The 23,818-nt window shown below is 71.6% G+C and carries 26 protein-coding genes and 1 tRNA gene; 11 read left to right on the forward strand and 16 right to left on the reverse strand.

Annotated features, from left to right (window positions below; translation table 11 throughout):
- Positions 1–57 precede the first annotated feature (57 nt).
- Both AB0M80_RS15730 and AB0M80_RS15735 read left to right on the forward strand, forming a co-directional pair.
- Positions 58–576 carry a hypothetical protein gene (locus AB0M80_RS15730; RefSeq protein WP_364564467.1) on the forward strand — a complete coding sequence of 173 codons (519 nt, stop codon included), beginning with the start codon at positions 58–60 and terminating at the stop codon, positions 574–576.
- Between the two features lie 51 nt (positions 577–627).
- Positions 628–831, forward strand: coding sequence for a hypothetical protein (locus tag AB0M80_RS15735; protein ID WP_364564470.1), 204 nt, complete (start codon positions 628–630; stop codon positions 829–831).
- 220 nt (positions 832–1,051) lie between these two features.
- On the opposite strand, the gene AB0M80_RS15740 is transcribed toward AB0M80_RS15735, so the two are convergent.
- Positions 1,052–2,011, reverse strand: coding sequence for a hypothetical protein (locus AB0M80_RS15740; RefSeq protein ID WP_364564473.1), 960 nt, complete (start codon positions 2,009–2,011; stop codon positions 1,052–1,054).
- A 174-nt stretch (positions 2,012–2,185) separates the two neighbouring features.
- On the opposite strand from AB0M80_RS15740, the gene AB0M80_RS15745 reads away from it, so the two are divergent.
- The 4 genes from AB0M80_RS15745 (at position 2,186) to AB0M80_RS15760 (ending at position 7,011) form a co-directional block, all read left to right on the forward strand.
- A complete protein-coding gene (locus AB0M80_RS15745; RefSeq protein ID WP_364564476.1) occupies positions 2,186–3,157 on the forward strand; it encodes a hypothetical protein in 972 nt (323 codons plus the stop codon).
- A gap of 32 nt (positions 3,158–3,189) precedes the next feature.
- The gene (locus tag AB0M80_RS15750) at positions 3,190–3,981 is read left to right on the forward strand and encodes a metalloregulator ArsR/SmtB family transcription factor (protein WP_364564479.1); all 792 of its coding nucleotides are present in this window, start codon (positions 3,190–3,192) and stop codon (positions 3,979–3,981) included.
- A gap of 4 nt (positions 3,982–3,985) precedes the next feature.
- Positions 3,986–4,585 (forward strand): dihydrofolate reductase family protein, encoded by a 600-nt coding sequence (locus AB0M80_RS15755; RefSeq protein ID WP_364564481.1) that lies wholly within the window; start codon positions 3,986–3,988, stop codon positions 4,583–4,585.
- A gap of 479 nt (positions 4,586–5,064) precedes the next feature.
- The gene (locus AB0M80_RS15760) at positions 5,065–7,011 is read left to right on the forward strand and encodes a multicopper oxidase domain-containing protein (protein WP_364564483.1); all 1,947 of its coding nucleotides are present in this window, start codon (positions 5,065–5,067) and stop codon (positions 7,009–7,011) included.
- A 67-nt stretch (positions 7,012–7,078) separates the two neighbouring features.
- Here AB0M80_RS15760 and AB0M80_RS15765 read toward each other — a convergent pair.
- Positions 7,079–7,152, reverse strand: a tRNA-Ile gene (locus tag AB0M80_RS15765).
- Between the two features lie 186 nt (positions 7,153–7,338).
- On the opposite strand from AB0M80_RS15765, the gene AB0M80_RS15770 reads away from it, so the two are divergent.
- Positions 7,339–7,617 carry a hypothetical protein gene (locus AB0M80_RS15770; protein ID WP_364564486.1) on the forward strand — a complete coding sequence of 93 codons (279 nt, stop codon included), beginning with the start codon at positions 7,339–7,341 and terminating at the stop codon, positions 7,615–7,617.
- A gap of 130 nt (positions 7,618–7,747) precedes the next feature.
- Complete coding sequence (locus AB0M80_RS15775; protein WP_364564489.1) at positions 7,748–8,743, forward strand: teichoic acid biosynthesis protein C; 996 nt, start codon at positions 7,748–7,750, stop codon at positions 8,741–8,743.
- 46 nt (positions 8,744–8,789) lie between these two features.
- Here AB0M80_RS15775 and AB0M80_RS15780 read toward each other — a convergent pair whose 3' ends face one another.
- The 3 genes from AB0M80_RS15780 to AB0M80_RS15790 form a co-directional block, all read right to left on the reverse strand.
- Complete coding sequence (locus AB0M80_RS15780; RefSeq protein ID WP_364564492.1) at positions 8,790–9,311, reverse strand: dihydrofolate reductase family protein; 522 nt, start codon at positions 9,309–9,311, stop codon at positions 8,790–8,792.
- Positions 9,312–9,453: 142 nt separating this feature from the next.
- Positions 9,454–10,050, reverse strand: a complete 597-nt coding sequence (gene shbA, locus AB0M80_RS15785; RefSeq protein WP_364564784.1) for an RNA polymerase sigma factor ShbA — start codon at positions 10,048–10,050, stop codon at positions 9,454–9,456.
- A 146-nt stretch (positions 10,051–10,196) separates the two neighbouring features.
- The gene (locus AB0M80_RS15790) at positions 10,197–10,685 is read right to left on the reverse strand and encodes a sigma-70 family RNA polymerase sigma factor (RefSeq protein WP_364564495.1); all 489 of its coding nucleotides are present in this window, start codon (positions 10,683–10,685) and stop codon (positions 10,197–10,199) included.
- 795 nt (positions 10,686–11,480) lie between these two features.
- On the opposite strand from AB0M80_RS15790, the gene AB0M80_RS15795 reads away from it, so the two are divergent.
- Positions 11,481–11,744: a WhiB family transcriptional regulator gene (locus tag AB0M80_RS15795; RefSeq protein ID WP_003056777.1), complete on the forward strand. Its 264-nt coding sequence runs from the start codon at positions 11,481–11,483 to the stop codon at positions 11,742–11,744.
- A gap of 165 nt (positions 11,745–11,909) precedes the next feature.
- Here AB0M80_RS15795 and AB0M80_RS15800 read toward each other — a convergent pair whose 3' ends face one another.
- The gene (locus tag AB0M80_RS15800; protein ID WP_364564498.1) at positions 11,910–12,917 is read right to left on the reverse strand and encodes an RNA polymerase subunit sigma-70; all 1,008 of its coding nucleotides are present in this window, start codon (positions 12,915–12,917) and stop codon (positions 11,910–11,912) included.
- A gap of 106 nt (positions 12,918–13,023) precedes the next feature.
- Here AB0M80_RS15800 and AB0M80_RS15805 point away from each other — a divergent pair, with 106 nt between their 5' ends.
- Both AB0M80_RS15805 and AB0M80_RS15810 read left to right on the forward strand, forming a co-directional pair.
- Positions 13,024–13,767, forward strand: coding sequence for an SDR family NAD(P)-dependent oxidoreductase (locus AB0M80_RS15805; RefSeq protein WP_364564501.1), 744 nt, complete (start codon positions 13,024–13,026; stop codon positions 13,765–13,767).
- Positions 13,768–13,973: 206 nt separating this feature from the next.
- Positions 13,974–15,221: an LCP family protein gene (locus tag AB0M80_RS15810; RefSeq protein ID WP_364564504.1), complete on the forward strand. Its 1,248-nt coding sequence runs from the start codon at positions 13,974–13,976 to the stop codon at positions 15,219–15,221.
- 4 nt (positions 15,222–15,225) lie between these two features.
- On the opposite strand, the gene AB0M80_RS15815 is transcribed toward AB0M80_RS15810, so the two are convergent.
- From AB0M80_RS15815 to AB0M80_RS15860, 10 genes are all read right to left on the reverse strand, one after another.
- Positions 15,226–16,416 carry an acyl-CoA dehydrogenase family protein gene (locus AB0M80_RS15815; protein ID WP_364564507.1) on the reverse strand — a complete coding sequence of 397 codons (1,191 nt, stop codon included), beginning with the start codon at positions 16,414–16,416 and terminating at the stop codon, positions 15,226–15,228.
- 1 nt (position 16,417) lies between these two features.
- On the reverse strand, positions 16,418–17,344 hold the full coding sequence (locus AB0M80_RS15820) for a 3-hydroxyacyl-CoA dehydrogenase NAD-binding domain-containing protein (RefSeq protein WP_364564510.1): 927 nt from the start codon (positions 17,342–17,344) through the stop codon (positions 16,418–16,420).
- Positions 17,341–18,087: an acetoacetate decarboxylase gene (locus AB0M80_RS15825; RefSeq protein ID WP_364564513.1), complete on the reverse strand. Its 747-nt coding sequence runs from the start codon at positions 18,085–18,087 to the stop codon at positions 17,341–17,343. The genes AB0M80_RS15820 and AB0M80_RS15825 overlap by 4 nt, the downstream gene beginning before the upstream one ends.
- 2 nt (positions 18,088–18,089) lie before the next feature.
- Complete coding sequence (locus AB0M80_RS15830; protein WP_364564515.1) at positions 18,090–18,839, reverse strand: crotonase/enoyl-CoA hydratase family protein; 750 nt, start codon at positions 18,837–18,839, stop codon at positions 18,090–18,092.
- A gap of 12 nt (positions 18,840–18,851) precedes the next feature.
- Positions 18,852–20,006 (reverse strand): CoA transferase, encoded by a 1,155-nt coding sequence (locus tag AB0M80_RS15835; RefSeq protein WP_364564518.1) that lies wholly within the window; start codon positions 20,004–20,006, stop codon positions 18,852–18,854.
- Positions 20,007–20,123: 117 nt separating this feature from the next.
- Positions 20,124–21,029: a LysR family transcriptional regulator gene (locus AB0M80_RS15840; protein WP_364564520.1), complete on the reverse strand. Its 906-nt coding sequence runs from the start codon at positions 21,027–21,029 to the stop codon at positions 20,124–20,126.
- Positions 21,030–21,132: 103 nt separating this feature from the next.
- Positions 21,133–22,488, reverse strand: coding sequence for a HAMP domain-containing sensor histidine kinase (locus AB0M80_RS15845; protein ID WP_364564523.1), 1,356 nt, complete (start codon positions 22,486–22,488; stop codon positions 21,133–21,135).
- Positions 22,485–23,171, reverse strand: a complete 687-nt coding sequence (locus AB0M80_RS15850) for a response regulator transcription factor (protein ID WP_364564526.1) — start codon at positions 23,169–23,171, stop codon at positions 22,485–22,487. The genes AB0M80_RS15845 and AB0M80_RS15850 overlap by 4 nt, the downstream gene beginning before the upstream one ends.
- Before the next feature lie 45 nt (positions 23,172–23,216).
- Positions 23,217–23,402 (reverse strand): hypothetical protein, encoded by a 186-nt coding sequence (locus tag AB0M80_RS15855; protein WP_364564529.1) that lies wholly within the window; start codon positions 23,400–23,402, stop codon positions 23,217–23,219.
- Positions 23,399–23,797: a hypothetical protein gene (locus AB0M80_RS15860; protein WP_364564531.1), complete on the reverse strand. Its 399-nt coding sequence runs from the start codon at positions 23,795–23,797 to the stop codon at positions 23,399–23,401. Before AB0M80_RS15860 ends, AB0M80_RS15855 begins: the two co-directional genes overlap by 4 nt.
- Positions 23,798–23,818: the final 21 nt, after the last annotated feature.

Here is a 23,818-nt window from a genome sequence, read left to right on the forward strand (position 1 = left end):
GGGTGAACCATGATCATCCGGGGGTTGTTGCCGCGTCCCGGTGGGAAACTGACTGCCGTGACCGTCACCGCTGATCGTCAAGTCAAGGACCCGTGTGCCTGGCTCAGCGCTGTCACCCACGAGCTCGCCGCCGTCCATCCGGCCGACACGCGAGCGGTGCTTCTGACGGTGTGGGACGGGTTGGTCGCGGCCCGGCTGGTCGGGTTGTCCGTGGCCGCTGCTTCGCCTCGCTGGCGAGCCAGACAGCGGCACGCCGAAGCGGTCGAGTTCGATCTCGCCGTGCAGCTGGCGCGCAACTGCACCATCGGCACCGGCCTGGCCATCCCGGCCCGGCTGCCGCGAGCCGCGGTCGCCTGGTCCGGTGAGCGGGCCGACACGGCGGTCGCGGCGGTGGTTTCCTTCTGCGGTACGGCCGAAGCGGTGCTGCGCCGGGCGGGCGAGCTGACCCCGGTGTGGGAGGACAGCCTGCTCGGCCCGGTCGCGCTGGCCCGCTGGCTCGCGGACTGCTGGACGGGCAGCCACACCGGCGGCTGCCCGCTGCAGCTCCCGGTGCCCCCGCCGCCGTGGTGGCGCTGAGCCGTGTCCGTCCGTCAGGGGAAGGCTGGTGCCGGGGAGAGGAGGTCGAGGGTGACGGAAGCAGCGACACCGCTCTCGAGACTCCCGGAGGCCACCCGCGCGGCCGTGCGCGCGCTGCTGCTGGCCGAGCTGACGGCGGCGGTCAGGCGCGCGCGAACGGCGGGTTGCCCGCCCGAGGCGCTGACGGCGGCGTTCGAGGCCCGGCGCCGGTCGGTCGAGGAGGGCGATTCCGGTCTCCCGGGCTCCGGACGGTGACCGGTCCGAGCGCCCCGAGGTGGCTTTCGGTGCGTGTTGCGACCGAGGTGGCTTTCGGTGCGTGGGTCGTGACCGAGGTGGCTTTCGGTGCGCGAGACGCACTTAACGTGGCCTTCGGTTCGTCGGACGCACCCGAGGTGGCCGTCAATGCGTCTGGCGCACCCAAGGCCACCTCGGGGCGGCCGTCGGAAGGTGGGTGAGCGCCGGGTCGGCCCGGCGCTCAACGGCCCAGGATGGTCATGACCGTGGCCACGATCGCCTCCAACCGCGCCGGGTCCGCCAGCGCGGCAGCGAGCCAGTCGTCGCGGGCGGCGCTGCCGGCGGCGAGCTCGCCGAACAGCATCCCGACCACCGTGGTGACCGCCGCCGCCGGTGCTTCGTCGCGGTTCAGGCGGACTTCGATCGCCTGCAGGGCCTGCTCGGCCAAGTCCGCGAGCCGGGCGTCCTCGATCTCGTGCGCGCCGACCAGTTCCAGGGCCGGGAGCTCCGCCGCCATCGGTGCGACCGGGGCCTGCTTGTGCCCCAGCGGGCGCTCGACGTGCTCGGCGTGCCACTTCGGCCGGGTGCGCATGGCCGCCAGCACCTGCTCGACCTCGCGGTCGAGCGCGTCGCGGTCGGCCACCGGCTCGCCGGTGACCTCCGTGCGCCGCGCGGCCCAGCCGTCCAGCGGCCACAGCTCCGCACCCGCCGTGGCCGGCACCCCCACCCAGACCAGGATCTGCACGGCGAGGTCGCACAGCCAGGGGTCGCCGCCGAGTGCGTCGGCCAGCCAAGACGGGAGGCGAGGTCGTTGCAGCGCCCCGATCCCGCCGCGCCGCCGCCGGTGCGCGTCCACCGTCGCGGGGTTGAGCCGGGTGGCCAGCCAGCCCTCGAGGTTCTCGATCGGGCCGGTCGCGCGCCGCAGCGCGTGCTCCACCACCGCTTCCACGTCGTCGTGGAAGCGGTCCAGGCAGTCCGGCCGCAGCCACTCGAGCCCGCGGGCGCAGTCCGCGTGCCGGCGCCGGTGCTCCAGCGGCTTGGTGATCCGCGTGAACACCAGCGGCCACGCCACGGTGTAGACCCCGCCGCGCAACCGGGCCAGCGCGCGGGGCCGGGCGGCCGCGGCCGAGCCGGCGAGCAGGCCGTCGCGAGCCAGTTTCCGCACCCCGGCGACGTCGGCCGGGCCGATGGTGTCGAGCAACCTGCCTCCCCGATGTCGACGGGAAAATGGTCGGGCAGGCGGAGAATGGGAAAAGGCCGCACGCGGGCCGAAATCCCGGGGAATTGGCCAGCCGCTGGCCACCGGGGAATCACCTGATCGGCGCAGCCGGTGCCGCCGATCGCCGAGAAGTGCCCGTGTCACAATGGAAATCCCATGGCACACAAGGACGGGCTGCTCCGGGAACTCGCCACTTTGCGGCGCGGGTGGGGATTGGAAGCCGACCGGCTGCGCAGCCGGCTCGGGCCGGTCGTCTCCGGCTGGTGCGAAATCCACCGGACGACGAGCGACCGCGACGCGCGGCGCGTTCTGCGCGAAGCGATTTCGGCCGCGATCGCGGATTTTCCGCCCGACGACCGGCTGGCGGTCAACGTCGCGCTGGGCATCGCCCCCGGCTCGCAGCACGCCCGCCTCAGCGAACGGGTCGGCGTCCTCGCGGACCGGCTGCGCGTCTCGGAGCGCACGGCCCGGCGGCGGATCGACCGGTCGTTCGTCCGGCTCGCCGCGGAGATCGAGGCCGGCACGCGGCCGGGCGACGGGGAGCCCGACCCGGACAAGGGCTGGTTCGTCAAGCGGCTCGAGGTGCTCGTGCGGCTCGACACCGCCGAGCCGGAGGTGACCGAGGAACGGCTGATCGTGGCGACCTGCGACGGTCTCGGCCGGATTTCCGCCCAGTTCACGGTGCCCCGCACCGAGGACGGCCGCGACGGCGAGCGGCACGTCGCCGCGGACGCCCGGCACGGCGTCCGGATCAGCGCCGCGCACCGGGAGGGGCAACGGCACTTCCGCTGGCTGCTCGACCTGCCGCGCCCGCTGTCCCGCGGGGACAGCCACACCTACTCGCTGGTCTACCGCATCCGGGACGGCCTGCCGATCCGGCCGTCGTACGTGTTCGTGCCGCTGGTGACGTGCGAGTCGTTCACGGTGCGGGTCCGGTTCGACCCGCAGCGGCCGCCCGCGGTGGTGTGGCGGCTGGACCGCGTCCCGCCGTCGGTCCTCGCCGATCCGCCCCAGCCGGGGGAGTCCTTGCCGCTCGACGGCGCGTGCGAGGTGGCTCAGGAGTTCGCCGCGCCGCAGCTGGGGTACGCCTACGGGCTGCGCTGGCTGGCGGGCCAAGATATTCCTTGACATGAATATTCTCCCCGGTGAATACTCAGCTCATGGACCGGATTGCTGCCGTACTGGGCGACACCGCGCGGTGGCGCATCGTCGAACTCCTCGCCGAGCGCCCCCGCTCGGTGGGGGAGCTGGCCGGACTGACCGGGCTGCGGCAGCCGCAGACCACCAAGCACCTCCAGACCCTGGCCCGCGCCGGCCTGGTCACCGTCTTCCCGCTCGGGCAGCGGCGGGTGTACGCCCTCGAAGCCGGACCCCTGGCGGCGCTCGCGAGCCGGCTGCGGGAGCTGGCTGACGCCACCGAGGCGCACGCGGGTGAGCGGGAGGCCCTGGCGCGGTACCGGGCGACCATCGAGGCCGACGCCGCGATGGCGGACCGGGACCGGTGGGCGGACGGGCGCACGTTCGCCTTCGACCGCCTCCTGCCCGCGCCGCCCGACGTGGTCTGGCGGCACTGGGCCGACCCGGACCTGCTGGCTTCCTGGTGGGTTCCGCCGTCGATGACGGTCACCGCCTGCACCCTCGAGCCGTGGCCGGGCGGGCGGATCGTGCTCGGCTACCGCGACGCCGACGGCGAGTACCACTCCGAAGGCCGGGTGCGGGTCGCCGACGAGCCCGGGCACCTCGCGTTCGACCTCGCCGTGACGGGCCCCGCCTCCTTCACCGGCGACTACGACCTCGAGCTCCACCCGGATCCGGACGGCACCCGGCTGCGGCTGGGCTTGCGCATCACCGCGACGACCGTCGACGCCGTCCCCTTCATCGCCGGGATCGAACCCGGCTGGAGCCAGGTGCTCGACCACCTCACCGACGTTCTTGCCAAGAGAAAGGGCTGATCCCATGACCGAGCCGACCGACCGCCGGGTGACCGCGAACCTGAGCCTCACCCTGGACGGGCGCTACCACGGCCCCGGCGGGCCCGCCGACATGGGCGCGATCCTGCCGTACGTGACCACCGAAGTCGCGCGGCGCCACCTCGCCCGCATCTGGGAAGGGGCGACGACGGCCGTGCTCGGCCGCCGCAACGCGGAGGGGTTCCTGGGGTTCTGGCCCACGGTCGCCGCCGACGAGAACGCCGACCCGCGGGACCGCGGCTACGCGCAATGGCTGGTGGACGCGGAAAAGGTGGTCTTCTCCACCACGTTGGCCGACGCCCCGTGGGAGCGCACGCGGCTGGTGCGCGCCCCGGCGGCGGACGTCGTCACCGAGCTGAAGGGCGGGCCCGGGGGCGACATCCTCGTCAACAGCAGCGCGAGCGTCATCAAGCCGCTGCTCGCGGCGGACCTGCTCGACCGGCTGTACCTGATGATCTGCCCGGAAATCGCGGGCGGCGGCCCCCGGCTGTTCGACGACGGCCTGCCGGCTTCGAAGTGGCAGCTCACGCACCACGAAACCGGCGAGCTGGGCGAGACGGCGGTGGTCTACGACCGCGTGCGCTGACCGCCGCGGCAGCCGGGTCCGCGCTCCGCTGCCGATGTCCACTGAGGACTCGCAAGCGCGGTTTCCCCGGGAAGTGCCGATTGCGGCGGCCGGCGGACGCCGGGGCGGCGCGCCGCGACTCCGATCAATACCAAGTGTGGGGATGCGCAGCCGGCCGTCGCTTGGCTAACGTTCCGGATCCGAGCCGCACCCACCCGCTCCACGCCGTGCGGATCGCCGGTATTCGCCGTGCCCGGAGGTTCCCGCGTGACTGAAACCGTTGTGTTCCCGACGGACCGCACGTGCCCTTACGAGCCGGCGCCGGGTTGCCTGTCGAGGGCCGGGCACAAGCCGCTCGCCCCTGGGCAGGTTGCTCGACCGGCTGTCCCGTCTCCGGCGCGCGGTCCCGGCGGAGGAAAACCCGTTCACCCCCACCGCCGGTTTCCAGGTGCCGAATGAGCTCCCGGTTGCCTGGTGACGCACAAACAGGAGAAACACCGGTGGATGACTCCGTCGACCGTCGTACCTTCCTCGCCGCCGCGGCGCTCGGTTCCGCGGGCGTCGTGGCGGGGGTGAGCTTGCTCGGTCCGAGTGCCCCGAGGGCGGCGGCTTCGGCGGCTCAGCCGGCGACCGGCCGCGGACGGCAGCTGCCGTCTGCGGCGCCGAACTTCGGTCTCGCCAAGTTCCTCGACCCGTTGCGGATCCCGGCGGTGATCCAGGCGCATTCGCGGCGGAACTCCGGCGAACTCACGATCACGATGACCACCGCGCGGACGCGGCTGCACTCCCAGCTGCCGGAAACCACGCTGTGGACCTACGAAGGCCGGTTCCCCGGCCCGACCATCGAGGTGCGCAGCCACCGGCGGCTGCGGGTGGCGTGGGCCAACGAGCTCCGGGGCACGGTGCCGCTGGTGGCGGTGCGGGCGCCGTACGCGCAGCCGACGCCGGCGAACCGGCCCGGCTACCGCGCCGCGGACGGCAGCCTGCCCGCCGGGGTGGAGCTGATCGACGGCGTCGCTGACCTGCCGCCGTGGAACGTCGTGCACCTGCACGGCGCGCTGACCGACGGCGGCAACGACGGCTGGGCGCACAACGGGATTTCGCCGGGGCGCACCCAGCTCACCGAGTACCCGAACCGCCAGGCGGCCACCGCGCTCTGGTACCACGACCACGCGATGGCCGTGACGCGGTTCAACGTCCACTCCGGACTCGCCGGGCTGTACCTGATCCGCGACGAAGAAGAGGACAGGCTGCGCCTGCCCCGCGGCGACCACGAGATCCCGCTGATCCTCGCCGACCGCAACCTCGACACCGACCCGGCGACCGGCGCGCTCACCGGCCGGCTGCTGTTCAAGTTCCAGTACCTGCCCGCGTCCGGTACGACGGCCCCCGTCACCGGCCCGTTCACCCTCGTCAACGGCGTCATCTGGCCGCACCTGGACGTCGACGCGCGCTGGTACCGCTTTCGCGTGCTCAACATGGCGAACGGCCGGTTCTTCCGCCTCGACCTGGTCGACGAGGCGGGCACCGTGCACAACGACGCGGTCCGGATCGCCGGCACGGACGCCGGCCTGCTCCCCGCGCCGGCGGCGGTGCCGGTGGGCGGGCTGACCCTCACCCCGGCCGAGCGCGTCGACCTGCTGATCGACTTCAGCCGGTTTCCGGGGCAGCGCCTGCGGCTGGTCAACACCGGCGCCTCGATCGAGCCGGACATCATGGAGTTCCGCGTGGAGAGCCGCCGCCGCGCCGACTCGTTCGTGCCGCCGGCCCGACTGTCCACATCGTACGTCCGGGTGGCCGTGCCGGCGGACCACGACGAGGTGTTCGTGGCGACGACCCCGCCGGGGGTGGCCGGCCGGCCGCACCCGGAGATGTGGGAGCTGAAGGAGATCACCGAACCGGGGGAGCTGCCGATGCACTTCCCGGAGGAGGGGGTCCTCCAGGTCACCGACCCGGCGACGGGGCGGGTGCGGACGTTCCGGACGGTGGCCCGCCTGTTCGACGACACGACGACGGTCTTCGTCGACCGGGGCCGGTGGGTGGTGTGGAACCTGATCCAGCTCGGCGGGGCCCCGCACCCGATGCACATCCACATGGCGCGGTTCCAGTTGCTGAGCCGGCACAAGTTCGGCGACCTGACGGCGTTCGACGTCGCGGCCGGCGGCACCACCAGGCCGCTGCCCGCACCGGGCGACGGCCCGGCGATCGAGAAGCACGAGGAGGGCTGGAAGGACACGTTCAACCTGTGGGCGGGCGAGTGGATCCGGGTCGCCGGCCGGTTCGAGGACGCGACCGGCCAGTTCATGTACCACTGCCACATCCTCGATCACGAGGACGAGGGCATGATGCGGCCCTTCGTCGTCCACCCGCCCGAGGTGAGCCGGTTCCACCTGCACCCGGGCGGTTCGGGTCACCACCCGGGCGGCTCCGGCCACGGCGGGCACTAGAGAACACTCGACGGGCCGCATGGCGCTACGAGCGGTAACGGGTGTTTCTCACGAAAGACCGAGTCGGTGGGGCGGGCGGGGCTCGAACCCGCGGCCAAGGGATTATGAGTCCCCTGCTCTAACCGACTGAGCTACCGCCCCCTGGCCCTCGGGCACGCAAGCGGCACGAGGTTTGCATGCGCACAGAACACTCAGTTCGCTTCAAGTTATCACAGCGGCCATCCGGGCAGACCCGGTAGGCCGAACAGGTTGAAGTGGCCGCCAACCGGCCCACTCTCGTCTAGGTTGCAAAGGCGTCACCGCTGACCGGAACGGCGGGAGGAAGCGATGGCCTCTGCATCCAGGGCCACGTCGTCCCGCCACCGAGCAACCCGGCTGGCGCTGCTGGACGCGTTCACCGTGGGAGCGGGCCTGGGCTACCTCGCACGCGAATACCGGGAGGTCGTCGTGGCGAACCCCGCGGTCATCGGCCTGACGCTGCTGTTCGTGTTCGCCGCCGGGTACCTGATCCGCACGGCCGCGCGAGCCCTGCGGCGAGCGGGCTCGCGCGTTGACGCCATCTTCGCGGAAGAACTGGGAAAGAAGCCTTCGCCCCGGCCGCGGTGACGGAAAGCTCGGACGAGCGGAGCGAAACCGCGGATTCCCTCAGCGGCCGCTCGTATATCCGGTTTTGTACGTCGCCTGTACGCGGCCGGGGGAGGCTCACTCGCCCGACGTTCGAACCAGGAGGCGAATCGTGTCGCAGAACCCCGTCGAAATGATGACCGCGAGAGCGCTTTCCCGGCGTTCGCTGTTCCGCGCAGGGGCCGCGACCGCCGCCGCGCTCGGGGCCGGTGCCCTGTTCGCCGGGACCGCCGCCGCCGAGGGGGCCGGCATTCCCGGGTCGCCGTACTTCGACATCACCAAACCCTCCTACGACCTGTTCCGCAGCAAGATGCTGCACGAGTCGCACCACGTGATGCAGGGCTTCGCCTTCGACAACGTCAACCGGCGCCTCTTCATCGTGCAGGCGCAGAACGGCACCTCCGGCGACGACCTGTGCGTCAGCCAGCTCAGCTTCTCCGGCGAACTGCTCGGCTCCATGCACGTGAACCACGCCGGGCACGGCGTGTCATTGGGAGTGGAACCCGTCGGCACCGCCTCCTACATCTGGATGGAGTGCGACGCCGACGGAACCACCACCGAATCCCGCGGTACCGCGCTCGCCCGCTTCAAATTCGTCGACGGCGGCACCCCGTCGGTGAAGAAGTTCCTCACCGGCAGCAAGAACATCACCTGCGCCACCGACCCGGTGTACCAGCGGATGGCCGTGCGCCGCGATGAAGGCGGCAGGATGTGGTTCAGCGTGTACCCGCTCGCGAAGGCCGCCGCCGGCGACTTTTCCGAGCCACTGGCCCACTTTCCGCAGCCGGCGCTGAGCACCTCGGGCGTCGTCTTCCAGGGCTACACGATCCTCGGCAGCTCCTTGTACACGTTGGACGGGGCGGGCCACGCCGACTCGGCGGACATCGACTCCTACGTCACGCGCATCGACATGACGACCGGCGCGGTGAAGGAACGCGCGATCACCCGGGCCGGCGAGTCCCTCGTCTGGCGCGAACCCGAGGGAATGGCGGTCTACCGCACGGCCGACGGCGAAACCCGCCTCTTCCTCGGCTTCGGCTCACGCAGCAGCGTCGACAACGTCAACCGCTACGCCAACCTCTTCTACAAGAACGTCCTGGTGGGGTGATCCGGGAAACTCGCCAGGACGCTGCCGGCGACCCCTGCACCGATCCTCAAGCCACCCGGTACCAAAGGTTGCCGATCGCCCCGGCGTGGCTCAGCTCCACGGCTTCGAGCCGGACCTGGGTTCCGCCGGGGTGCTCGAACAGCCGGACGCCGTCGCCGAGCAGGACCGGCGCCACGTGCACCAGCACTTCGTCGAGCAGCCCGGCCTCCAGGCACCGCCGCGCGGTCGTGGCCCCGAGCACCGCGACGTAACCGTCTCCCGCCGCGGCCGACGCCGCCGCCACCGCCTCGCCGAGGTCTTCGACCAGGGTGAATCCCGCCGTCGGCGCGGCGTCGCGGGTCAGGACGAAGACCGGGCCCGTCCAGTTGCCGCCGTACACCCGGCCCTCCGCCGTCGTCGTCGGAGCGTAGGTGCGGTGTCCCATCAGGACCGCACCGATGCCGCCGACCACCCGCTCGACGACCGGGTTCGGCCCGGCGGGCAGGCTGCCGAGCCACGACATGTCGTCGGCGGGACCGGCGACGAAGCCGTCGAGGGACATCGTGATGTGGTACAGGAGCTTGGCCATGGGGCCGCCTTTCGGTCCGGAGTCACCCGTACTGACGGGGCCCGGCCCGGAAAACTCATCGGCCGGCTGCTCCGCCTCGAACGCGCCGGTCTCGAGCGGCGTGTCGCCGGCCACGCGGAAGTTGTCGGCCGGGCCGGCGGGTTCAGTTTTCCTCGCCGGTCAGCAGCCGGCGCAGGCGGCCGAGCGCGCGGTGCTGGGCGACGCGGACGGCGCCGGCTGTCGAGCTCACCGCCGCGGCCGTCTCCTCCGCCGACAGCCCGACGACCACCCGCAGCACGACGATCTCGCGCTGTTTCGGCGGCAGCACGTCCAGCAGCCGGGCCAGCCGTTCGTTCAGCTCGAACCGCAGGACCCGCTGTTCCGGGCCGGCGGTGTCGCTGACGCCGTCGGGGACCTCGGGCACCGGGTCGGTGCGGTTGCGGGCCGCGGCGCGGTGGGCGTCGGCGACCTTGTGCTGGGCGATGCCGTAGACGAACGCGAGGAACGGGCGGCCCTGGTCGTGGTAGGACGGCAGCGCGGTGAGCACGGCGAGGCAGACCTCCTGGGCGACGTCGTCCGCCGAAGCGAACGAGCGCTCGTGCCGGCCGACGCGGGCGCGGCAGTAGCGCACCACCAGCGGCCGGATGGTGGCGAGCAGCCGGGCGGTCGCGGCGTCGTCCCCCGCGATCGCGGCGGCGACCGGCTCGTCGTGGTGCCGCCAGTGCGGCGGGAACGACTCCGGGGGCTGCGTCGCGGCGATCTCCCGGACGAGCGCCCTGCTGCGGACCCGCAGCAGGGCGCCCTCCACGTCGAGGCCGGCGCGCAGGGAGTCGTGCAGGGCGGCGTTGGACTCCCGCAGCTGCTCGGTGATCGCCCGATCCCCGTACTCGGTTGCCGGCATTTCGCTCACCTTTCCCTGTCCCGCTGGTCACCGGGTCGCGCGACCCGCGTTCGCCTGAGGCGTTCCCGCACGTGGCGGAGGGTGGAACGGACGGTCGCGGGCGCGATCCGGAGCGCCTCGGCGATCTGGGTGGGCGTGAACCCGTCGAGCGACCACGCCAGGACCATCCGCTGCTTGCCGGGGAGGGAGGCGAGCAGGTCGATGAGCCCCGCGTGCTGCTCGACCAGCCCGGCGAGCTCCTCGTCGTCCCGCGGGTCGCCGGCCAGGGTCCAGTCCGCCCGTGCGTCGCCCGGGGCGTCCAGCAGCCGCCCGGCGACCCGGCGGACCCAGGCCCGGGGGTCTTCGAGGGTCGGCCACGCCTCCAGTGCGTGCAGCATCGCCTCGGCGGCGACGTCGCGGGCCGCCTCGACCTCGAACCCGGCCTTGCAGAGGAACGCCACGAGGGGCGCGAAGTCGGCGCGGAAGAACGCGTCGAACTCCTCGTGACCGCCCACGGACCCCTCACCACCCCTCGCCCTCACAAGGACAGGTGCGCTGAGGTGACCGCTACGTGTAACGATTCGATCAAGACTCCTCGGTAGGAGTAATGGACTGCGTCGCAGCGGTGACGGCTCGTGACGAATGGGCGCGGGGGATCCCGGGTACCCGACAGTGGTGACCCACCGAGCCGCGATCGAAGATCCGCTCCGGACGGCCGTGCGACCGGCCTCCGGCGAGCGTGCCGTCGATCGGCGTCACGTGGCTCCGCGAACGGCGGGTTCCGGTCACCGCGGCACACGGCGGACGGCGGGACGGCCAGGAGTGGGGGGCGTCCGGCCGCGGCGGCGGTGTTTCGGCCGCGCTGGGGCCGGAAAGCCTTGCGGTACGCGGCAAAGACCGGCCCGCTGAGGCGGTCCGGCGCCCTCGCCGAGCCGTTCGGCGGAGTACCCGGCCGGGTGGTGCCGCAGCGCGGACGTCGCCGATCGGGTGACGTGATCGACATCGAGATCCCAGGAAGAAAGGCGTACTCTCATGTGTTGCAGTCTTGGTTGCCCGGAGGGTGAGCCGGGGACCGAAGCCAAAACCCCCTTGACCCAGGCGGATACGCTCGCGCGTCCGCCGCGGTTAAGTCGGTTGACGCGTCCCAACAATGGGAAGCAGTGACATCCGGGGCTTCGCCCCGGGCCGGGGGCTCCGCCACCCGGAGCCCCCGAAAGAAGCAGTGACATCCGGGGCTTCGCCCCGGGCCGGGGGCTCCGCCACCCGGAGCCCCCGAAAGAAGCAGTGAGAGAAGGAGGTGAACGAAGGAAATGGAAGCCACGATGACGGGCTGGGCGGAACTCGCGGCCTGCAAGGACGAGGACCCGGAACTGTTCTTCCCGATCTCCGAGGTCGGCCCCGGCGCCCGGCAGACGGCGCAGGCGAAGGCCGTGTGCGCGCGCTGCCCCGTGCGCGCCGAATGCCTCGGCTACGCGCTTGACAACGGCCTCGACCACGGCGTCTTCGGCGGCACCACCGCGGACGAACGCCGTCGGCTGGTGCGCACCGCTCCGCAGCGGCACCGAGCAGCCTGACGCTGCTGCCCGGTGACCTCTTCCCGGCGGCCTCGAGCACAACCACCGAATCCGGAAGAAATTCGATTCCGGCTGTGTGCGCGCCCGGGTGGGTGATTCTCGTGAATCACCCACCCGGGCTTTTTACCGTCGGCGAGGCGACATATATGCGTTTCTTTGCATCCCTCACGCGGCTCCGGGGCCGTCGTGCCCGGTCGGCCACGTCTCCGGCAGGCCCCAAGCTGCCGCCGTGGCCGACTCGAACGCGGCCATCGCCGTGATCAGCCCGTCCTCGACGGTGAGCAGGGTGACTCCGAACCACCGGTAATCGTGCTCGTCCGGGCGCCGCAGGTAACCGGCCACCGCGGGCTGGCGGTTGGCGCGCACCGGCCGCATCCGGAACCGCCCGATGCAGTGCGGCGACGCCGGGTCCATCGAGAGTGAAAGCGCCCGGATGATCGAGGCGCGGTCGGCGAACCAGAGCGAGTACGGCGGCATGACCGCCTGGGCGTCCTCGTGCAGCAACCGGGCGACCGCCGCCGGGTCGCCGTCCTCGTAGGCGGCGATGAACCGCTTGAGCAGCGCCGTTTCCTCGGCCGTCGGGTCGCCCACCGTCCACTCTGCACGCCGCGCGGGCAACCGCTCACGCAACGTCGCGCGAGCCCGCTGGAGCGCGCTGTTGGCCGACGCCACGCTCGTCTCCAGCAGCGCCGCCGTCTCCTTCGCCGTCCAGCCGAGCACGTCCCGCAGGATCAGCGTGGCCCGCTGGCGCGGCGGCAGGTACTGGACGGCGGCGAGGTAGGTCAGCTCGATGGTCTCCCGCGCGACCACGGCGGCGCCGGTGTCGTCCGGGGCCGCGCCGTCGAGCAACCGGTCCGGGTACGGCTCGAGCCACGGCAGGTCCACGGCCGTGATCGGGCCCTCCGGCTCCCCGGCCGGGCCGAGCTGGTCGGGCAGCACGCGCCGCGGCCGCCGGGCGAGGACGTCGAGGCACGCGTTCGTCGCGATCCGGTAGAGCCAGGTGCGCACGCTCGCCCGGCCTTCGAACCCGTCCCGGCCCTTCCAGGCGCGCAGGAACGTCTCCTGGGTGAGGTCTTCGGCCTCGGTCAGCGAGCCGAGCATGCGGTAGCAGTGCACCTGGATTTCCCGGCGGTGCCGTTCGACGAGCGCGACGAAGTCCGGAGCGTGACCCACCCGGGCACGCTAGCGCACCCCGGCTGGGAGACTGTGTTGAAACCGGGGCTCCGCCCCGGGCCGGGGGCTCCGCCACCCGGAACCCCCGAACAGAGATACTGCTGCGGTGAGCGGAACGGTGCTGGTGCTCGGCGGACGCAGTGAGATCGGGCTGGCCGTGGCGAAACGCCTGGTCAGCGGGGACGTACGGCGGTTCGTGCTGGCCGCGCGGCCGGGCGCGGACCTGACCGCGGAGGTCGCCGCACTGCGGGAGGCCGGTGCCGAAACGGTCGAAACGGCCGAGTTCGACGCCGACGACCTCGCCGCGCACGGTGCGTTCCTGGAGAAGGTGGCGGCCGAGCACGGGCCGCTGGATACCGTCGTGCTCGCCTTCGGCATCCTCGGCGACCAGGCCCGCGCCGAACAGGACAGCGCCCACGCCGCCGCGATCGTGCACACCGACTACGTCGCTCAGGTCGGGGTGCTGACCCACGCCGCGAACCTGCTGCGCGCGCAGGGGCGCGGCCGTCTCGTCGTGTTCTCCTCGGTGGCCGGGGTGCGCGTGCGGCGCGCGAACTACGTCTACGGCTCGGCCAAGGCCGGGCTCGACGGCTTCGCGAGCGGCCTCGCCGACGCGCTGCATGGTTCCGGCGTCCACCTGCTGCTCGTCCGGCCCGGCTTCGTGATCGGCCGGATGACCGAGGGCATGGCGCCCGCGCCGTTCTCCAGCACCCCGGACCAGGTGGCCGAGGCGACCGTCGCCGCGCTCCGCCGCGGCCGGGGGGTCGTGTGGGTGCCGGGGGTGCTCCGTCCGGTCTTCTTCGCGATGCGCCTCCTGCCGCGCGCGATCTGGCGCAAGCTGCCGCGGTGACGCGATAGCGGGGACGGGTGTGGCCGGTGCCACAGCACTTCCCCGTACGCACTTCCCTACGGTGCGTGCCAAAACCGGCCGATGGGCCCGAATCGCCTCGGCCGATCGGGCAGCGTCACAGCTTTCCGACAACTTTCTCAGCTGATTCCCAGCTAACGCGGTGATCCTCGAAAGGGGGAACACCCGAGGGAAGCAAGGGGAAAGCTGTGCTGTTGTCGTCGCGGGGGCGCCGCATCGGCGGCCGGGTCGCGCTCGGCGTCGTCTCGACGGTGGTGCTCGGCGCCACCGGCTACCTGTGGACGCAGCTGAGCTCCCTCGACGCCGGCATCGTCACCGCCGACGTCATCCCGCCCGCGGCGCAGGTCGACAACGATGACAGCCCGCCGGGTGAGCCGCTGAAGGTCGCCCAGAACCTTCTGCTCGTCGGGATCGACGCCCGGACCGACGCGTACGGCAACCCGTTGCCACAGAACGTGCTCGACGCGTTGCACGCCGGAGGCGGTGACGACGGCGGCGATACCACCGACACGATGATCGTGGTCCACATCCCGGCGGGCGGCGCCGCGGCCACCGCCCTTTCGATCCCGCGTGACTCCTATGTGGACATCGCGGGCGGGTACGGCAAGCACAAGATCAATTCGGCCTACAGCCGCGGCAAGAACGCCTCGATGTCCGGATTGCGGGCCGAGGGGCTCAGCGGGGCCCAGCTGGAAGTGGCGGCGAACGCGGCCGGCGCGAAGACCGCGATCCAGACCGTGGAGAAGTTCACCGGGCTGACGATCAACCACTACGCGGCCATCAACCTCGCCGGGTTCGACGCGCTGTCGCAGGCCGTCGGCGGCGTCGAAGTCTGCCTCAAGGCGCCGGTGCACGACCGGTACTCCGGCGCGGACTTCCCGGCCGGGACGCAGACGTTGTCCGGGGCGCAGGCGCTCGCCTTCGTCCGCCAGCGCCACGGGCTGGCCAACGGCGACCTCGACCGGATCGCGCGGCAGCAGGCGTTCCTGTCCGGGATGGCGAAGAAGGTGCTGAGCGCGGGCACGTTCACCGATCCCTCGAAGCTGAGTTCGCTGGTCAGCGCGGTGCAGGGCTCGGTGGTCCTGGACAAGGGCTGGGACGTCCTGAGCTTCGCGCAGCAGCTGCGGGGGATGAGCTCGGGCGCGATCGCGTTCGCCACCGTTCCGGTGCAGAGCCTCTCCATGCAGACGCCGTCCGACGGCGACGCGGTGAAGGTCGACCCGGCGCAGGTCCAGCAGTTCGTCCGCACGGCGATCAGCACACCGGCGGTCCAGGCCGCGGGCGACGACACACCCGGCGGCGTGAAGCCGGTGGCGGCCACCGGTACGAAGGTGCCGACGCCGGGCTCTTCGGGTACCTCGAGCGTTTCGGGCACTGCGGGCACTGCGGACACGAAACAGCCGGCGACCAGTACGGCCGCCGGCTGCGTCGACTAGCGCCTCACACGAACGCGCTCTGCCCGGTGATCGCCTTGCCGACGATCAGGGTGTTCATCTCGCGCGTGCCTTCGAAGGAGTAGATCGCCTCGGCGTCGGCGAAGAACCGCGCGACGTCGTAGCCGAGCACGATCCCGTTGCCGCCGAAGATCTCCCGGCTCCAGGCGACGACCTCCCGCATCCGCGAGGTGACGAACGCCTTGGCCAGCGACGAGTGCTCGTCCTTGAAGATGCCCGCGTCCTGCAGGCGGGCGAGCTGCACCAGCATGCCCCAGGAGGCGGTGATGTTGCCGAGGCTCTTGACGAGCAGGTCCTGCACCAGCTGGAAGCGGGCGATCGGCCGGCCGAACTGCTTGCGCTCTTGGGCGTAGGCGAGTGCGGCTTCGTAGGCGCCGATCATCACGCCCAGCGCCTGCCAGGCGACCCCGCCGCGCGTGGCGCGCAGGATCTCCGCGACGTCCCGGAAAGAGTTGATGCCCTGCAGCCGGTTCGCTTCCGGCACGCGGACGTCGGTCAAGGTGATCTCGGCGTTCTCGACGATCCGGAAGGCGGTCTTGCCCTGGATCTTCTCCGGCACGAAACCGGGGGTGCCCTTCTCCACGACGAAGCCCTTGACGTGGTTGTCGTCGACGTCGCGGGCCCACACGACGACGTAGTCGGCGAAGGTCGCGTTGCCGATCCACTTCTTGGCGCCGTTGAGGATCCAGCTGTTCCCGTCTCGCTTCGCGGTGGTGCGCATGCCGCCCGCGACGTCGGACCCGCCGAGCGGCTCGGTCATCGCGAACGCGCCGATCTTGTCCATCGCGGCCATCTCGGGGAGCCAGCGGTCGCGCTGCTCCTGGCTGCCGCCGCTGTAGATGGAGTACATCGCGAGTCCGTTGTGGACACCGAAGAACGTCGCGACCGAGGCGTCGGTGCGGCTCATCTCCATCGCCATCATGCCGGTGAGGAGGTGGCTGACCGCGGGCTTGTGCTCGCCGTAGCCCTCGTACGGCAGGCCGGCGAGACCGCTTTCGCGGAACATCCCGATGAGTTCCTTCGGGAAGGTGCCGGCCTCCCAGTTGTCGTTCACCAGCGGCTTGACGTCGTTGGTCATGAACTCGCGCGCCTTGACGAGCAGCTTGTGCTCGTCGTCGGGCAGCAGCGCCTCGAAGTCGTAGAAGTCGGCGGTGAGCTTGTCCTTGAGCGGTTCCATGTCAGTTCTCCTCCACTGCGTTCAACACTGCGAGCTGCTTGCGGTCGCGCGTCTCGGCGAGTTCCGAGTACGTGGAGGAGCCGTAAGCCTTTTCGACGGCTTCGATGAGCCGCTCCTGCTCTTCGGGGCTCTGGCTGGGGTTGCCCAGCCCGGCCCACATCTGCTTCATGGACTTGCCGATGTGCTCGGCCATGTGCCGGTAGCCGCCGGGGCCGCCACCGAGGTGCGAGCCGAGGAACGGCCCGACGGTCGCCCAGCGGATGCCGAGCGAGTTCGTGATCACCTTGTCCAGGTCTTCGGGGGTCACCACGCCCTGCTCGACGAGGTAGATCGCTTCGCGGCTCAGCGCGTTCTGCAGCCGGTTCCCGACGAACCCGGGGATCTCCTTGCGCTCCACGACCGGCGTCCGGCCGAGGAAGGTGTAGAAGTCGACGGCCTTCCGCACGGATTCCTCGCTGGTGCGCTCGCCGGGGACGACCTCGACCAGGGGGATCAGGTGCGGCGGGTTGAACGGGTGGCCGATGAGGACGCGGCTGCCGTCGATCTCGCCGGTGAACGCCGTCGAGGGGATGGCCGACGACGAACTGAGCAGCAGCGCGTGCGCCGGGGCTTCCCGGACGAGCGTCGCGAACAGGTCCTTCTTGAACTCGACGTTCTCGGGGCCGTTCTCCTGCACGACGTCCGCGTCGCGGACGGCCTCGGCGACGTCGCCGGCGAGGATGACCCGGTCGGCGAGACCGGTGACGTCGAGGCCGCGGGCGGCCAGGTGCGGGGTGAACTCCTCCAGGGCGTTCACGACGGCCTCGGCGAGGTCCGGCCGCGGGTCGCTCACCCGGACGGTCAGGCCGTGGCCGGCGAACAGCGCCGTCCAGGACAGGCCGATCGTGCCGGCGCCGATCACCGCGGCGGTGCGGAATTCCTGCGTCACGACTGCACTCCCTTCAAGTAGTCGAAGACCGGCTTGACCGGAGCGAGCGTCAGGTCGGTGAGGATGTGGCTGGCGGAGACGACCTCCAGCACCGGCAGGTCGGCCAGCGGGGCCAGGACGTGCTGGAACAGCTGCAGCCGCGCGGGGCCGGTGTAGGCCTCCTTGACCACGACGTCGGTGATCTCGGTGCGGACCAGCTCCTGGACGCGCGGGGCGCCGTCGTAGCCGGGGATCGTCTTGAGCATGAACGTCGGGACGGTGATCTGCCTTTCGGCCTCGCGGGCGTCCAGCTCGTGGTGCTTGTAGCCCATGGTCGCGGTGGCCACCCGCAGCGTCCCGTAGTCCAGCGTACCCACGAGAACGCCGTTGTCGACATAGAGACTCGGACTCCCCGCGGTCTTCGGGTACGCGCTCACCTCGCGCCCGGACGCGGTCGCCGGGAAGTTGTCGAGGTACATCGCGTGCAGGTACTCGCCGCGCTCGCCGTCGAAGCTGACCTCGATCGCCTGGCCGGACTCGGTGTACGGGCCGTAGCCGGAGACGTCGCCCATCTTCATGACCTCGAAGCGCACCAACGGTTCTTCGACCTGCAGCGGCTCCGGGACGACCGCGCGCAGGGTGGCGGCGTCGGTGCGGTAGACGATGTTGAGGTACTCGCGGTTCGTGAACCTCGGGACCACCGGCGCGAAGGCGGGAGCGGTCAGGGGAGTGGTCACGTGCCTGCGGACTTCGTCGATCTTCATGGTTATTCGCCTGTCCACTTCGGAGCGCGGCGCTCGGCGAAGGCGGTCATGCCTTCGCGGACGTCGGCGGACTGCATCAGCTTCTTGGTCTCTTCGCGCTGCACGGCGAAGGCCTCGGCCTCCGAGCCGCGCACGATCTTCTTGACGGCGGCGAGCGCGAGCGGCGCGTTCTCCGCCAGCTTCTCGGCCAGCTGGAGCGCGACGGCGGCGGCGTCGCCGTCCGGCGTCACGCGGTTGACCAGGCCCAGCTCGCCGGCGCGGCGGCCGGTGACGGGCTCGCCGGTGAGCAGGAACTCCATCGCCAGGTGGTGCGGGATCCGCTTCGGCAGCCGGATCACGCCGCCGCCCGCGGCGATCAGCCCGCGCTTGACCTCGGGGAGGCCGAAGCGACTGTCCTCACCGGCCACGATCAGGTCGCAGCCCAAGGCGAGTTCGAACCCGCCACCCATGGCGAACCCTTCGACGGCGGCGATCAGCGGCTTGGTCAGCTCGGCTTCGGTCAGGCCGCCGAACCCGCGGCCCGGGATCTCCGGCGACTCGCCCTGGAGAGCGGCCTTGAGGTCCATCCCGGCGCTGAAGGTGTTCTCGGCGCCGGTCAGGACACCCACCCGGAGCGTGGGATCGTTCTCCAGCTCGTCCAGGGCTGCGGCCAGGCCGGCCGCGACGGCGGCGTTCACCGCGTTGCGGGCCTGGGGCCGGTCGATGGTGATCAGCAGGGTGCTGCCGATCCGTTCGGTGCGTACTTCGGTCATGACTTGCTTCTTTCAGAGTTCCGCGAGGACTTCGGCGGTGTCCTGGCCGGGCAGCGGGGCCAGGCGGCGGATCGAGCCGGGCGTCGCGGAGAACTTCACCGGGATGCCGACCGTGCGGATGGCGCCCTCGCTCGGGTGCTCGACGGTGTCCAGCAGGTGGCCGTCGCGGACGTAGGGGTCCTCGTGCGCTTGGTCCAGTTCCAGCACCGGGGCCATCGGGATGCTGTGCTTGGCGCACACCTCGGCCCACTCCTCGGTGGTCAGCGCCGGGGCGCACACCGCGATCTGCTCGCTCAGCCATGCGTTGTCGGCGCGGTTGATGGCGTCGCCGTTCACCCGCGGATCCGCGGCGAGGTCCGGGCGCTCGGCCGCGGCGAAGAAGTCGCGGAAGTTCTGCGGGTTGTAGGGGATCACGCAGGCGAGGCCGTCCTTGGTGCGGACCGCGGCGTGGCCCTTCGTCATCGACAGCGCGAAGCCGGTGGGGCCCTCGGCCGGCTCGAACGTGTGCCCGGCGAGGTGCTCGACCAGGTTGAACGCGATCAGCGTGTCGGTCATCGGGATTTCGATCTGCTGGCCCCGGCCGGTCTTGTCGCGGTGGACCAGTGCGGCGAGCACGCTGTAGGCGATGGTCAGCGACGACACCTTGTCGCCGATGATCGTCGGCAGGTAGACCGGCTCGCCGAGCGCGCGGTTGGCCACGTCGACCAGGCCGGAGGAGGCCTGCACGGTCTCGTCGTAGGCGGCGTTCCCGGCGCGGTCGGAGTCGCTGCGGAAGCCCTGCGCGTGGGCGTAGACCAGGCCGGGGTTGCGCTCGGCGACGTCGGCGTAGTTCAGGCCGAGCCGCGCCAGCGCGCCGGGGCGCATGTTGGTGATCAGCACGTCGGCGGTGTCGATCAGCTTGAGCGCCTGCTCGCGCTCGGCCTCGTCCTTGAGGTTGAGGGCCACGCTGCGCTTGTTGCGGTTGACGTTCAGGTTCAGCGCGGTCATGCCCGGCGTGGTGCGGTACTCGCCGACCCGCACGGTGTCCGCGGGGGATTCGATCTTGATCACGTCGGCGCCCAGGTCACCGAGGATCTGGGCCGCGTACGGGCCCATGACCACGGTCGAGAGGTCGATCACGCGCACGCCGTCCAGCGGGCCGGTCGTGGTGTCGGTGATGTCCGTCATCATTCGTCCTTTCGCACCTTGCTGTGTCGCTCTACAACCGAAGTTAGTAGTGCGCGCGGCAAAAGGGAATGATCATGATGCGAACAATGGTATGACCGCAGCGGTCATACCATTCTGTCAGCTGCTGAGTGGCTCCGCGAAGATCTCTTTTGCGGCCTCGACGAGTTCGTGCAGGTCGCCCTCGGTGCGGTCGCGCCGCCAGAGCAGGCCGGTGTCCAGCTGGGGCCGGAAATCGGTGAACGGCAGCACGGTGACGTTGTCGAGCCGGTAGCCGTGCATCGGGCTCTTGTCGTCGAGCATGGAAATGGAAAACGCCTCACCGCTGGAAATGATTTCGGACGTCCCGCCGTAGCCGGTGTTGGTCAGCCGGATGCGTTTCCTGACGCCGAGTTCGCTCAATTGGTGGTCCAGTTGCTCGAAATAGGCGGGAACGATTTCCCCAGGTGAGGCCACGTACGGGAATTCGGTCAGCTCGGCCAGGCTGACGGACTCCCGGCCGGCGAACAGGTCGGCCGGCACGACCGCGCCGAGCCGTTCGGTCATCACGGGCAGCTGTTCCAGCGCGGGATCGGTGACCGGCAGCCGGGCGAGGGTGAGCGCCAGTTTCCCGTCGTGCACGCCCTGCACGAGGTCGGCGGTGGTGCCGGGCCAGCGCTTGAGCTCGTACCGCGCCTTGACGCGCTCGGCGAGGGCGTTGACGCGCTCCCGCAGGTCGGGGTGCACGCCGGCGGGCATGCCGAGGAAGACGGTGCTGCGCTGCGGCGTGGTCGCCTCGGCCAGCTTCCACGGGATGGCGTTGACCTGCTCGAGGACGTCCCGGGCGAGCGGCAGCAGCGCGGCCCCGGCGTCGGTGAGGGTGACGTGGTGGGTGCTGCGGTCGAACAGCTGCTGCCCCAGCTCGTGCTCGAGGTCCTTGATCCGCTGTGACAGTGGCGACGCGGCCATGTGCAGCTTCCGCGCGGCCGCGGAAAAGTTCAGTTCCTCGGCGACCGCGACGAAGTAGCGCAGGTGCAGCATCTCCATCCCCCGACCCTAACGAGCCACCCCCCCAGCCCCAGTTCCGTCCCCAATCACGCGAGTCCCGCCTCCAAGCACGCGAGTCCCGGATACCGGACCGGCGAACCCGTCAGGGGCGGGTGATGGGGAACGTGATCGTGAACGCGGCGCCGCCCTCGGGAGCCGGGCCGGCGGTGAGGGTGCCACCCATGCGGGTGACCAGGCCGTGGACCAAGGCCAGGCCGATGCCCGAGCCGACCGGGCGGCGGTCGCGGTAGCGGGCGTTCAGCACCCCGCGCTCGAACGCCACCGGGTAGTCCTCCGGGGCCAGGCCGGGACCGCCGTCGCGGACCGCCAGCGAGGCCGCGGAATCGGACACTGTGAGCGAGAACACCATCGGTGCACCCGCGGGCGTGACGCGCAGGGCGTTCTCCGCCAGGCCGTCGACCACCTGACGCAACCGGCGCGCGTCCGCGAGTACCGGCACCGGGCCGGGAGGGGCCGCGACGGAAAGACGGACGTCCTCCCGCTCGCACCGCAGCCGCCAGACCTCCGCGCAGTCGCGGACCAGTGCGCCCAAATCCAGCGAAGCGACGTCGAGGCGGAACTCGTCCGCGCCCAGCCGGGCCAGTTCCAGCAGGTCCGTGACCAGCCGCTCGAGCCGCACCGCCTCCCGCTGGATGGTCTGCCCGGCCCGGACGGCGTCGGGACCGGAAGCGACGCCGTCCGCGATCGCCTCGGCGAAACCCGTCACCGCCGTCAGCGGGGTCCGCAGCTCGTGCGACACCGACAGCAGGAACTCCCGCTGCCGCGCCTCGCTCACGGCCAGCGCGTCGGCCAGCGAGTTCAGCGATCCGGCCACCTCCGCCACTTCACGCGGCCCCTGCACCGGCACCCGCACGTCCCGCCGCCCCGCCCGCAGTGAGCCCGCGGCCGCCGCGGCCCGGCGCAGCGGACGGCCCAGCAGCCGGCCCGAGACGAACCCCGCGAGCGCCGCCACCAGCAGCCCGATGGCCAGCGCCAGCAGGATGTTGCGCACCAGCGCCCGTTGCGTCGCTTGGGCGTTCCGCGCCGGCAGGACCAGCGCGAACGCCGCCCCGCGCGCGCCGACCACCCGCGTCTCGACCAGGTACTGCGAGCCCGCCACCGTGACGCGCTGGGACTCGTCCGCACCGAGCCCGGCCTTGACCGCGGCTTGGACGGCGACGGCTTCCCCGAGCGCCTGTCCGCCCGCCCGGCGGACGACCACCGAGATGCCCTGCCCGCGCACGACGTCCGCGACCTTGCCGACGCCCAGCCGGTTGCCGATGCCCGTTTCGTCCAGTTGCGACGCGACGACGTCGGCCTGCGCGGCCAGCGAAGACTGCAGCACGTTGTCCGCCGTGGTCCGGATCAGCCGGGACGCGACCAGACCCGCCACGATCACCGCGACCCCCGCGACCGCGAGGCACACCAGCGTGATCCGGCCGGCGAGAGTGCCTCTCATGCCGGGTCCGCCGCGTAGCCGGTGCCCCGCACCGTCCTGATCGGACTCGACGGGCCGAGTTTCGCCCGCAGCTGCGCGACGTGGACGTCCACCGTGCGTGTGCCCGCCGCCGCGGCGTACCCCCAGACGGCGCTGAGCAGCTGATCGCGCGAAAGCACCTGCCCCGGGTGCCGGAGCAGGTGCGTGAGGAGGTCGAACTCCGTCGACGTCAGCGAAACCTCGACGTCTCCCGCCCACGCGCGCCGGCTGGTGACGTCGACGCGCGCGCCGCCCACCGCGAACGTCTCCGCGGCCGGCGTCGTCCCCGAGGCGCGACGCAGCACCGTCCGGACCCGGGCCGCCAGTTCGCGCGGGCTGAACGGCTTGGTGAGGTAGTCGTCCGCGCCGATCTCCAGGCCCAGCACGCGGTCCAGCTCGTCGTCGCGGGCGGTGACGAACAGCACCGGTGTCCAGTCCCCGGCCGCGCGCAGCGCCTTGCAGATCTCGATACCGTCCATTCCGGACAGTCCGATGTCGAGCACGATCGCCACCGGCTTGAGGCGCCGGACGGCGTCCAGCGCCCGACCGCCGTCGGCCTCGACGTGCACGCCGAAGCCGTCGCGCTTGAGGTAGAGCGCCGCCAGCTCGGCGATCGCGGCCTCGTCCTCGACCACGAGGACGAGGCCGCGTCCCGGTGACCCCATACCTGCTCCCGTCTCCGCCGTGTTCAGAGGGGAGACGCTAGCCGGTCAGGGCGAGCCATCGCTGTCGACGTCGGCCTCGATGCCGTTGAGCGTCGACTCGATGCCGCTCAGCTCCGACGTCGGCGGCGCGCCCGGGGAAGGCGAACCCATCAGGTTGTCGCGGCAGGCCGAGCAGCCGAGCGCGATGAGCGCGGCGGCCCCGACCGCCGCCGCGATCCTCGCGCCCCTCATTTGGCCGGCTTGCAGTGCGCGGACGCGAAGGCGTCGAGCTTCTGCTTGGCCGCGTCCAGCTCACCGATCCGGCCCTGCCGCTTGCCGGCGCGCTGGTCCAGCTGGTCGGCGCGGGCGGTGTGCCCCTTGGCCCGCTGGTCGGCGGCGCGGGCCTTGAGGTTGGCGACCGAGCCGCTGATCTCGGGCCCGCCGGTGATCCGCTTCTTCAGGTTGTCGGCCTTCTTCTGCAGCTTCGGTACCCAGTCCGAGCAGACCTGCTGCGACTCCTCCGGGCTGAGCGTGATCGGCGCGACCGGCGACGGCGTTTGCGCCGAGGCCAGCGGCGCCGCCACCAGCAGGCCGACCGCGCTCACGCAGCCCGCCAGCGCCAGTCGCGTCCAGGTGGTTCCTCGCATCGTGACTCCCTCGTTTCGTTC

This window comes from Amycolatopsis sp. NPDC051045, assembly GCF_040682955.1.
In the GTDB taxonomy this organism is placed as follows: domain Bacteria; phylum Actinomycetota; class Actinomycetes; order Mycobacteriales; family Pseudonocardiaceae; genus Amycolatopsis.

Bases quoted from the DNA above. Each gene is read 5' to 3' on its own strand.
- AB0M80_RS15770 (WP_364564486.1), top strand. From the start codon at position 7,339: ATGGCCTCTGCATCCAGGGCCACGTCGTCCCGCCACCGAGCAACCCGG.
- AB0M80_RS15815 (WP_364564507.1), bottom strand. From the start codon at position 16,416: ATGGAACCGCTCAAGGACAAGCTCACCGCCGACTTCTACGACTTCGAG.
- AB0M80_RS15860 (WP_364564531.1), bottom strand. From the start codon at position 23,797: ATGCGAGGAACCACCTGGACGCGACTGGCGCTGGCGGGCTGCGTGAGC.
- AB0M80_RS15825 (WP_364564513.1), bottom strand. From the start codon at position 18,087: ATGAAGATCGACGAAGTCCGCAGGCACGTGACCACTCCCCTGACCGCT.
- AB0M80_RS15845 (WP_364564523.1), bottom strand. From the start codon at position 22,488: ATGAGAGGCACTCTCGCCGGCCGGATCACGCTGGTGTGCCTCGCGGTC.
- AB0M80_RS15830 (WP_364564515.1), bottom strand. From the start codon at position 18,839: ATGACCGAAGTACGCACCGAACGGATCGGCAGCACCCTGCTGATCACC.
- AB0M80_RS15840 (WP_364564520.1), bottom strand. From the start codon at position 21,029: ATGGAGATGCTGCACCTGCGCTACTTCGTCGCGGTCGCCGAGGAACTG.
- AB0M80_RS15745 (WP_364564476.1), top strand. From the start codon at position 2,186: ATGGCACACAAGGACGGGCTGCTCCGGGAACTCGCCACTTTGCGGCGC.
- AB0M80_RS15755 (WP_364564481.1), top strand. From the start codon at position 3,986: ATGACCGAGCCGACCGACCGCCGGGTGACCGCGAACCTGAGCCTCACC.
- AB0M80_RS15750 (WP_364564479.1), top strand. From the start codon at position 3,190: ATGGACCGGATTGCTGCCGTACTGGGCGACACCGCGCGGTGGCGCATC.
- AB0M80_RS15850 (WP_364564526.1), bottom strand. From the start codon at position 23,171: ATGGGGTCACCGGGACGCGGCCTCGTCCTCGTGGTCGAGGACGAGGCC.
- AB0M80_RS15835 (WP_364564518.1), bottom strand. From the start codon at position 20,006: ATGACGGACATCACCGACACCACGACCGGCCCGCTGGACGGCGTGCGC.
- AB0M80_RS15795 (WP_003056777.1), top strand. From the start codon at position 11,481: ATGGAAGCCACGATGACGGGCTGGGCGGAACTCGCGGCCTGCAAGGAC.
- AB0M80_RS15855 (WP_364564529.1), bottom strand. From the start codon at position 23,402: ATGAGGGGCGCGAGGATCGCGGCGGCGGTCGGGGCCGCCGCGCTCATC.
- AB0M80_RS15780 (WP_364564492.1), bottom strand. From the start codon at position 9,311: ATGGCCAAGCTCCTGTACCACATCACGATGTCCCTCGACGGCTTCGTC.